The 9,753-nt window shown below is 73.1% G+C and carries 8 protein-coding genes; 2 read left to right on the plus strand and 6 right to left on the minus strand.

Annotated features, from left to right (window positions below; all coding sequences use genetic code 11):
- The 5 genes from VF468_10030 to VF468_10050 form a co-directional block, all read right to left on the minus strand.
- Window positions 1-951 (minus strand): FAD-binding protein (locus VF468_10030; protein HEX5878647.1); only part of this gene is annotated, 951 nt, incomplete at its 3' end.
- Between the two features lie 135 nt (window positions 952-1,086).
- Entirely contained in the window at window positions 1,087-2,265 is a 1,179-nt protein-coding gene (locus VF468_10035) for a family 1 glycosylhydrolase (protein ID HEX5878648.1), read from the minus strand.
- Window positions 2,266-2,869: 604 nt separating this feature from the next.
- The gene (locus VF468_10040; protein HEX5878649.1) at window positions 2,870-5,158 is read right to left on the minus strand and encodes an ATP-dependent RecD-like DNA helicase; all 2,289 of its coding nucleotides are present in this window, start codon (window positions 5,156-5,158) and stop codon (window positions 2,870-2,872) included.
- 37 nt (window positions 5,159-5,195) lie between these two features.
- Window positions 5,196-5,678: a single-stranded DNA-binding protein gene (gene ssb / locus VF468_10045; GenBank protein ID HEX5878650.1), complete on the minus strand. Its 483-nt coding sequence runs from the start codon at window positions 5,676-5,678 to the stop codon at window positions 5,196-5,198.
- 197 nt (window positions 5,679-5,875) lie between these two features.
- Window positions 5,876-7,186 carry a hypothetical protein gene (locus VF468_10050; protein HEX5878651.1) on the minus strand — a complete coding sequence of 437 codons (1,311 nt, stop codon included), beginning with the start codon at window positions 7,184-7,186 and terminating at the stop codon, window positions 5,876-5,878.
- Between the two features lie 51 nt (window positions 7,187-7,237).
- On the opposite strand from VF468_10050, the gene VF468_10055 reads away from it, so the two are divergent.
- Window positions 7,238-7,447: a hypothetical protein gene (locus VF468_10055; protein ID HEX5878652.1), complete on the plus strand. Its 210-nt coding sequence runs from the start codon at window positions 7,238-7,240 to the stop codon at window positions 7,445-7,447.
- A gap of 112 nt (window positions 7,448-7,559) precedes the next feature.
- Here VF468_10055 and VF468_10060 read toward each other — a convergent pair whose 3' ends face one another.
- Window positions 7,560-8,516 (minus strand): YafY family protein, encoded by a 957-nt coding sequence (locus tag VF468_10060; GenBank protein ID HEX5878653.1) that lies wholly within the window; start codon window positions 8,514-8,516, stop codon window positions 7,560-7,562.
- A gap of 122 nt (window positions 8,517-8,638) precedes the next feature.
- Between VF468_10060 and VF468_10065 the strand changes: the two genes are divergently transcribed.
- Window positions 8,639-9,753: epoxide hydrolase (locus VF468_10065; protein ID HEX5878654.1), on the plus strand; the 1,115-nt coding region annotated here is incomplete at its 3' end.

Here is a 9,753-nt window from a genome sequence, read left to right on the forward strand (position 1 = left end):
CTCGCTGACCTGCAGCACCGGCCGGATCAGATCGGCGAGGGCGTGGACGGCCCCGATGGCGGCGGCAGTGTGGCGGCGGGGGATCAGGTACTCGGACTGGAGCTCGGCGCCGCTGCTGGGGGTGAAGCCCATGCGGAAGTGCGGCAGCCGGTCCGACCAGCGGCCGGGGGCACCGAGCTGCGGGGTGCAGTTGACCGGGTCGAGCTCGATGATCGGGTGGCGGTCGACGGTGGCCGCGGTCGCGCCGAACAGGTCGTCGTCGACCGCCTCGGGGTCGTCGGTGACCCGGCGCTTGACCCACACCTGGTCGACCGCCTCGGCCCAGCGGGTGAACACGCTGACGCTGTAGCCGGCGGCGGTGATCTCGTCGAGGTGCTCGTGCAGGGCGTCCCAGGCCAGGCCTTCGAACACCCGCTGGCGGACCTGGTAGGCGGGCTCGACGTCGAGCGTCAGACGGGTGACCGCCCCGAGCGCGCCCAGCCCGACGACCAGACCGTCGAAGTCCGGGTCGCCTCTGGACGCCTGGAGGAGCTCGCCGGAGGAGGTGACCAGCTCCAGGCCGGCGACGGCGGTGGCCAGGTTGCCGTTGGCGTCCCCGGAGCCGTGGGTGGCGGTGGCCACGGCCCCCGCGACCGAGATGTGGGGCAGCGACGCCAGGTTGGCCAGGGCCACCCCCTCCCGCTGGAGCGCCAGGGCCAGCTCCCCGTAGGTGAGGCCGGCCGGGCAGGCGGCCGTGCCGGCGTCGTGGTCGACGACGACGTCGGCGGGCAGGCCACGCAGGCTAACCTGCTCGGCGGAGTCGGCGATGCCGGTGAACGAGTGCCTGGAGCCGAGCACCCGGACCCGGGGCGCACCGGCCACGACCTGCTGGAGCTGCTCCACCGTGGACGGCCGGTGCAGCTTGGCGGCCTGGTACCGGTAGTTCCCGGCCCAATTCGTCTCGTCCATCATCGGGCTAGTCTCCTTGGTTGCGGCGCCGAGCGGGAGGGATCGATGCGGTCTCGGGGCTGCTGACCGGCAAATACCGCCGGGACGAGCCGGGCCCACAGGAGTCCCGGCGCTGTCCGGCCCCCCGCGCCTGGCCAGCTAACGGGTGAGCCTGTTCGCCCGGGCGATCTGGCCGAGCCAGGCCGCGCTCGGCTTGGGGGTGCGGACCTGGGTGGTCCGGTCGACCGCGACCAGGCCGAAGGTGGGCCGGTAGCCGTGGGCCCACTCGAAGTTGTCGAGCAGGCTCCAGTAGGTGTAGCCGCGCACGTCGATCCCGTCGGCCAGGCAGTCCAGCACGCTCTCCAGGGCCTGGCGGACGAACTCGATCCGCTGGGTGTCGTCCTCGGTGGCGATGCCGTTCTCGGTCACCAGCACGGGCGCGCCGGTGGTCTCGGCGGCCCGGCGGATGGTCGCCCCCAGCGCCTGGGGCCAGAACTCGTAGCCCATGGCGGTCAGGGGCACCCCCGGCTCGGGGTCGAGCATCCCGTCCGGCCCGAACCGGTGGCGGGTGTAGGTCTGGACCCCGATGAAGTCGTCGCCGGTGGCCGCCTCCAGGTACGGGTCCTCCCAGCCGGCGCGGTGGGTGGCCAGGGCCGCCTCCCCACCGGCTTCGGCCCGGTTGTCGCCCATGGCCAGGGTCAGCCCGACCGGCACCCCGATGGCCTCCTTGATCGCCCCGGTCGCCTTGGCGTGGGCGGCCACGAACACCTCGTTGGCCCGCTCGCGCCGGTCGCGGCTGCGCTCGCCCGGCGGGAAGCGGCCCTGCAGGTAGCCGGCCGTGGCGACCACGTTGGGCTCGTTCAGGGTGCAGGCGCGGGCCATGGCGTCGCCCAGGTGGGCGGCCGCCCGCCCACAGAAGCGGGCGAACCGGTCGGCGGTCGCCGGCTCGGCCCAGCCCCCGGCCGCGGCCACCCAGCGGGGGGTGGTGAAGTGGTGGAAGGTGACCACCGGCTCCAGCCCCAGCTCCCGGCAGCCGGCGCACATGGCCAGGTAGTGGTCGAGGGCGACGGTCGAGAACTCGCCCTCCTCGGGCTCGATCCGGCTCCACTCCAGCGAGAACCGGTAGCTCCCGAAGCCCAGCTCAGCCAGCAGCCGGAGATCTTGAGGCCAGCGGTGCCAGTGGTCGCAGGCGTCCCCGCTCGGCTCGGCACACCCCGACCCCGGGGTGTGCTCCCAGGCCCACCAGTCGTTGTTCCAGTTCCCCCCCTCGACCTGGTGGGCGGCGGTCGCCGTCCCCCACACGAACCCGTCGGGGAAGGCACGTTCGGCTGCTGGCATGGGCTGCTCCCGGCTCGACGTCGGCGCCGGCAGTCTGCCAGATCCTCCCCTACCGCCAACCACCGTCCGGCTCCCTGACTGGGTCGAGCCGCCCCCGACCTGGTGCCCGGGGTCGTGCCCGTCGAGCTGATCCTGGCCCGGACGCCGCAGCGGGCGATCGGGCTGACCGGCATCCGCGCCTATCCGGCCGGGTTCGCCTGCACCCTGCACATGCGGCTCCGCGAGGTCGTCCCCGGTGAGCAGAGCACCTTCGGCGCCTTCAACATGTTCGGCGACAGCGTCGACCCGGCCGGCGAGTTCGCCGACTACTACCTGCGCTTCGGGGTCGGGTTCGCCGACGGCCGCAAGGCCACCAACCTGGACCACCGCCGTGACCTCGACGAGATCCCGTCCCCGGACCCGCCCACGCTGTGGCTGGTCCGCTGGGAGGGCTACGACCGGCTGGCCTGGGAGATGGACGTGTGGGTGTGGGGCCTGCCGCCACCGGGGCCGCTGGCCTTCGTCTGCGAGTGGCCGGCCCGCGACATCCCGGGTCCCGGGTCGAGATCGACGCCGGGCTGGTCCTGGACGCGGCCGGCCGGGCCGCCGCGGTCTGGCCGGCGGGCTAGCCCCGGTGCCGGTCGCCGGCGCGTCGTTGGGCGGCGGCGTCCAGCCGGGTGCTGCCGCGTCGCAGGCGGTCGTCGAGGGCGGTGTAGCGGTGCCCGTTGCCGGGGGTCCGGATGGCCTTGGCGAGGGCGCGTCGCGAGCCCACCAGGACCACCAGCTGCCTGGCTCTGGTGACGGCGGTGTAGAGCAGGTTGCGCTGGAGCATGAGCCAGGCGGTCTGGGTCAGGGGCACGACCACGCACGGGTATTCGCTGCCCTGGGAGCGGTGCACGGTCAGGGCGTAGGCGTGGGTGAGCTCGTCGAGGTCGTCGAAACCGTAGCGAACCTCCTGGTCGTCGTCCATCAGCACGAACAGCTCGGAGGCCTCCGGCGAGATGGTGGTGATGGTGCCGACCGATCCGTTGAAGACGCCCTTCTCATAGTCGTTGCGGACCTGCATCACCTTGTCGCCGGGCCGGTAGGTGCGGCCGGCGAAGCGGCGCTCGGGCTGGCCGGGGGCGGCGGGGTTGAGCGCCTGCTGGAGGCGCTCGTTCAGCGCCGCCGAGCCGGCCGGGCCGCGGTACATGGGGCAGAGCACCTGCACGTCGCGCCGCGGGTCCAGGCCGAAGCGGCGTTGCAGGCGGTTGACCACGATGTCGACGGTCAGCTCGGCCACCTGCTCGGGGTCGTCCTCGGGGAAGAGGAAGAAATCGTCCAGGTCGCTGGTCAGGGGCGGGTGGCCGGCGTTGATGCGGTGGGCGTTGGTGACCACGCCGCTCTGCTGGGCCTGGCGGAAGACCTGGGTCAGGCGCACCCGGGGGAGCACCCCGGCTCCCTTGCCGGCCCCGAGCAGGTCCCGCAGGACCTCGCCCGGGCCGACGCTGGGGAGCTGGTCCACGTCGCCGACCAGCAGCAGGTGGGCGCCGGGCGGGACCGCCTTGACGAGCTTGTTGGCCAGCAGCAGGTCCAGCATGGAGGCCTCGTCGACCACCACCAGGTCGGCCTCCAGCGGGCGGTCCTGGTTGAAGGCGGCGTCGCCGCCCGGGCGCAGCTCCAATAATCGGTGCAGGGTCTGGGCGTCCATCCCGGCCAGCTCGGACAGGCGCTTGGCGGCGCGGCCGGTGGGGGCGGCGAGCACCACCCGGGCCTTCTTGGCCTGGGCGAGGGCGACCACGGCGCGGACGGTGAAGCTCTTGCCGCAGCCGGGGCCGCCGGTGAGCACGGCCACTTGCTCGGTCAGGGCGAGCCGGACCGCCGTCTCCTGCTCGGCGGCGAGGCGGCTCCCGGTGACCCGCTCCAGCCACGCGAAGGCGGCCGCCCAGTCGACGTTGCGGAACATGGGCAGCCGGTCGGCCTGCTCGGGCACCGAGCGCAGCCGCAGCAGCCCCGCGGCCAGCGAGACCTCGGCCCGGTGGAAGGGGACCAGGTAGATGCCGTCCACGCCGTCGTCGAAGCCGGGGATCGGCACCGGGTCGCGGATCACGCCCTGCTGGCGCACCAGCTCGTCCAGGCAGGACTGGGCCAGCTCCGGCCGGACGCCGAGGATCTCCGAGGCCCTGGCCACCAGCTCCGGCTCGGGCAGGTAGCAGTGGCCGAGCTCGCTGGCCTGGGAGAGGGTGAACTGGAGCCCGGCCTTGACGCGCTCGGCGCTGTCGTAGGCGATGCCGACGCCCTGGGCGATCTTGTCGGCGGTCTTGAAGCCGATGCCCCACACCTCGGTGGCCAGGCGGTAGGGCGCGTGCGTGACGACCTTGATGGCCTCCTCGCGGTAGGCCTTGTAGATCCGCACGGCCAGCGAGGTCGAGACCCCGACGCCCTGGAGGAAGACCATGACGTCCTTGATGGCCTTCTGCTCCTCCCAGGCCTGCTCGATCATGGCCGTCCGGGTGGGGCCGAGGCCGGGCACGCTGCGCAGCCGCCCCGGGTCCTCCTCCAGCACCCGCAGGGTGTCGACCCCGAACTGGTCGACGATGCGCTCGGCCATCTTGGGGCCGATGCCCCTGATCAGCCCGGAGCCCAGGTAGCGGCGGATGCCCTGGACGGTGGCGGGGAGCACGGCCCGGTAGCTGCGTACCTCGAACTGGCGCCCGTACAGCTGGTGGTTGCGCCAGCGGCCCTCCAGGTGGAGATGCTCCCCGGGCTGGGCCCCGAGCAGCGGGCCGACCACGGTGACCGGGTCACCACCGCGATCGGTGGCGACCCGGGCGACGGTGTAGCCGGTGTCCTCGTTGGTGTAGGTGATGTGTTCCAGCACACCGTTGACCACTGCCAGAGGAGCGGTCGTGTCCGGCGGCTGGGAAGGCTGCATGGTGAGGGTCAAGGGACTCCCCCAAAGGTCAGACAGGTCAGAACGGCGCCTCGTCGCGGGCGGCCGCCTTGGCGGGCTGGCGGCCCCGGCGCGACCCGTTGCCGCCGGCCTTGGCCGGCGCGGGACGCTCGGTGGCGGCTTCGGCGGGCGGCGGGGCCGGGGCGGCCGGCGCCGGGGCGGAGGCGGCCGCCGCGAACCGCAGGCTCATGCCCACCTCCTCGGCGTCGACCTCGACGGCGGAGCGCCGCTGGCCCTCCGGGGTCTCCCAGGAGCGGCTCCTGAGCCGGCCCACGACCACGCACCGGGCCCCCTTGTGGAGGCTGCGGCTGACGTGCTCGGCCTGGTCGCGCCAGACACTCACGCGGAAGTAGGACGACTCACCGTCCTTCCAGCCGTCGGTATCCCAGACCCGCTGGTCGACGGCGAGCCGGAAGTTGGCCACCGCCACCCCGTTGGGGGTGAAGCGCAGCTCCGGGTCGTCGGTCAGGTTGCCGCTGAGGGTCACCTGGTTGTCGCTCACCTTCGAGCTCCTTCCGTTGTTCTGCGTAGGACGATCCTACGCGCTCATACGAACATACGTTCGAAATGTGACAGTGGCTGCGCCGGGAACGGACTACCCCGGCACTTGGTACAGATTGGTATGAGTCGGTCAGACCCCTGGCGCCCTTGGCGGCCGCCCCAGCCATCACCCTCGGCCGTCCGCTGCGGTCGCCGCCGCTAGGCCTGGTCCTCCAGGGCGGTCACCGCGGCGGCATGGGCGGCCTCGGCCGCCTCCAGCGCCTCCTGGGCGGCCCGCACCCGGTCGGCCGCCTCGTCCACGTCGCGGTCGGCGGCGTCGGCCGCCTGGTGGGCCGCTTCGGCGGCGGTGGCGGCCGCCGCGGCCTGGTCGGCGAGGTCCTGGGCGACAGCCGCCAGCCGCTCGGAGCGCTGGTGGGCCTCTTGGGCGACCTGCTGGCGGCTGCCGGCCAGCGCCTGGGCCTGATCCAGGACGGCCTGGGCCTGCTCGGCGGCCTGCCGTGTCTGCTCCAGCGCCCGCCGAGCCGCCGCCCGGGCCCGCTCGCGCCGCGCATCCGCCCGGTCGTCCGGCGCCACCGGGGCGGCCGGGACCACGTCGGCGGAGACGGCCGGCTCCGCCGGGGCCGGAACCACGTCCAGGCCGAAGCCCGCCGGATCCAGGTCCCCCGGGAGGCGACCCTGGGCCAGGGACGCCCGGGTCGCCTCGTCGCCGGTCGCGGCCGCCTGCAGCGTGGCCGCCAGCCGGGACAAGGTGGCGTCGCTGGCCGCATGCCCCGCCCGGACCAGCAAGGTCTCGGCCCGCTGGCTGAGGCGGGTGATCGCCGCGCGCAGATGCGCGGTCGCCGTCCGTAGCTGGCGGGCGGCGCCCGGCTGGCCGGCCAGCGCGTCCTGCTGAGCCTGGCGCAGGGCGGCACCGGCGTCCAGCAGCTCGGCCATGGCGTTCGGCGCGGCGTGGGCGAGCTGGTTGGCGGCCCAGGCACTCACGGGCGGGCGGCGGAGCCCGGCGATCTGACGGGCGGTGGCGCGGTCCCCGGCGGCCCGGAGGCGACGGGCGAGCTGGTCGCGGGTGGCCACGAACTGCTCTAGCGGCAGCTGGTACAGCGTGGCCAGGGCGGCGTCCAGGTCGCCGACCTCGGTCGACATCTTCGCTGTGGCCCCCTCGAGGTCCGCCCGACCCCCGATACCTGCTTGTATGGCTGACCGCTCACCGTAGCCGACCATCGCCTGCTTCTGCATCGTCGGCGGCCGGCGCCCGACCCCGGACAGGTCGTCGTGGCGGACCCGGGCCAGCAGCCCGGCGGCCCGGGCGCGGACGACCAGGTCACCCTCGGCGTGCTCCAGGCAGACCCCGCCGGCCGACTCGAGCGCGGCATGGTCGTCCTGGGCCAGCCAGGCCAGGCGGGCGACTGCGACGTCGTCGTCACGCTCGTCGATGGCGAACGCCATGGCCCGTTCAATCAGGCGCTCGACCCGGGACGCGACGGCCGCCCGCTGGGAAAGTCCACCGGTCATGGTGAGGACCCTAGCCCACCCCCCCGACGGTCACGGCGGCCTATGGTTGGCGTGAGCTACACGGAGCCGAAGGGAGGACAGGTGGGTCGCACCATCCAGGTTCTCGGCGTCGCCTTGATGGCGGCCGGGCTCCTCCTCGACAGCTCACTGCGCACCCGCAATCGACGCGCCGCCAGCACGTCCGACAGGACCCTCACGAGTCGCCTCCCCCTGCTGCTCTTCTGGATCGGCGCGGTGCTGCTGGTGCTCGCGTCCATCTGACGGGCCGCGGATGGCGTCGATCAGGCGGCTTGGATCTGGCCGACGGTGCTCAGGATGGCCTGCCGCGATCGAAGTCCAGGGGTGCTCACGGTGGCGTCCACAATCGGATGAGTCAGTGGCGCGCCGCGCGGGTGAGCCTGCTGGCCAGGGCGAGAACGTGCTCGGCGAGTTCGGGTGGGTCGAGGATCTCGAACTCGGCACCGAGGATGGCCACGTAGATGGCGAGCACGTCAGGTGATTCGGCGCCGGTGTGGAGGATGCAGGCGTGTTCACCGTCGGCTTGGAGGTGGCCGACGGTGGGTGGGAGACGTTCGGCGACTGCGCTCGCTGGGACGTGCAGCCGGATGCGGGCCTGGTAGCGGTACGGCGCGATTGACACCGACTGCGACACGTAGGCGGCAGGGTCGCCACCGGGCGGGTCGCGCGGGGTGAATCGTGGCCCGGTGATCTGGGGTGAGGTGATCCGGTCGGCGCGGAAGGTGCGCCAGTCGCCCCTGGTCAGGTCCCAGGCGAGCAGGTACCAGCGGCGGCCGGTATGGACCAGTTGGTGCGGTTCGGCGGCGCGGCCGCCCTGGGTGCCGTCGTGGCTGGTGTAGCGGAACCCGATCCGCAGGCGGTCACGGGCGGCGGTGGCGATGACCGTCAGCACCGCCGGGTCGACCGGCGGGCCTGCGCCGGGCAGTGGCACGGTGACCGAGTGCAGCGCGCTGACCCGGTGGCGCAGCCGGGAGGGAAGCACCTGTTCCAGCTTGACCAGCGCGCGGACCGAGGCTTCCTCGATCCCGGTGATGGTCCCGCCGGCCGCGGTCCGCAGCCCGATCGCGACCGCGACGGCTTCCTCGTCATCGAGCAGCAGCGGGGGCAGCATCGCTCCCGCGCCGAGCCGGTAACCGCCGGCCGTGCCCGGCGTGGCGACCACCGGGTAGCCAAGGCCACGCAGCCTGTCCATGTCGCGGCGCAGCGTCCGGGGGCTTACCCCGAGCCGGGCGGCCAGTTCCGGGCCCGTCCAGTCCCGCCGCGCCTGCAGCAGCGACAGCAGTCGCAACAGCCGGGCCGAGGTCTTCAACATGTTCCAAAGTCTGCCATCGATTGCGGACAGAATCTGACCGCAACAGCACCTAACATGTCGGCATGGACGCCACCACCACCGTCGGCGGCACGCCGCCGACCAGCTGGAAGGAGAACGCGACCATGACGGTTGCTAGCCGTTCCGACGCCGAGATTCGGCCGTTCCGGATCGACATCTCCCAGGCCGACCTGGACGACCTGGCTGACCGGCTCGCCCACACCCGCTGGCCCGACGAGCTGCCCGGCGCCGGCTGGGAAGCCGGGGTACCGCTGGGCTACCTGAAGGACCTGGCCGCCTACTGGCGCACCGATTACGACTGGCGGGCTCACGAGGCCCGGCTGAACGAGTTCCCCCAGTTCACCACCGTCATCGACGGCCAGAACGTGCACTTCCTGCACGTCCGGTCCCCCGAGCCGGGCGCGCTGCCGCTGGTCATCACCCACGGCTGGCCCGGCTCGGTCGTGGAGTTCATGAAGATCATCGGCCCGCTGACCGACCCCGCCCGCCACGGCGGCGACCCCGCCGACGCCTTCCACGTCGTCGCTCCGTCGCTGCCCGGCTTCGGCTTCTCCACCCCACTCGCCGCCCCGGGCTGGGACACCAGCCGGGTCGCCCAAGCCTGGGCCGAACTGATGCACCGCCTCGGCTACCACCGGTATGGGGCCCAGGGCGGAGACACCGGCTCAGTCGTCTCCCCCGAGCTTGGCCGCATCGACCCCGATCATGTCATCGGCGTGCACGTCAACAACCTGGGCACCTTCCCCTCCGGCGACCCGTCCGAACTGGCCGGCCTCACCGAGTCCGACCAGGCCCGCCTCGCGCTCATGACGACATGGGGCAGTGACATGACCGGGTACGCGATCGTCCAGTCCACCCGGCCGCAGACCCTCTCCTACGCGCTCACCGATTCACCCGCCGGCCAGCTGGCGTGGATCGTTGAGAAGTTCAAGGAATGGACCGACCCAAGCGCCAGCCTGCCCGAAGACGCCGTCGACCGCGACCTGATCCTCACCGACGTGTCGGTGTACTGGCTGACCGGCACCGCCGGATCCGCCGCCCGCATCTACTTCGAAGACGCGCGCAGTTGGGGCCAGGCAAAGCCACGCTCTCCGGTACCGACCGCGGTGGCGGTGTTCCCCAACGACATCACGATCCGGCCGCTCGCCGAACGTGACCACAACGTGGTGCAGTGGACCGAGTTCAGCCGCGGCGGCCACTTCGCGGCCATGGAAGCTCC

It is taken from the genome of Actinomycetota bacterium (assembly GCA_036280995.1).
Taxonomy (GTDB): Bacteria; Actinomycetota; CALGFH01; order CALGFH01; family CALGFH01; genus CALGFH01.

Coding starts and splice junctions, on each gene's coding strand:
- VF468_10035 (HEX5878648.1), bottom strand. CDS start 2,265: ATGCCAGCAGCCGAACGTGCCTTCCCCGACGGGTTCGTGTGGGGGACG.
- VF468_10040 (HEX5878649.1), bottom strand. CDS start 5,158: ATGCAGCCTTCCCAGCCGCCGGACACGACCGCTCCTCTGGCAGTGGTC.
- VF468_10050 (HEX5878651.1), bottom strand. CDS start 7,186: ATGACCGGTGGACTTTCCCAGCGGGCGGCCGTCGCGTCCCGGGTCGAG.
- VF468_10060 (HEX5878653.1), bottom strand. CDS start 8,516: ATGTTGAAGACCTCGGCCCGGCTGTTGCGACTGCTGTCGCTGCTGCAG.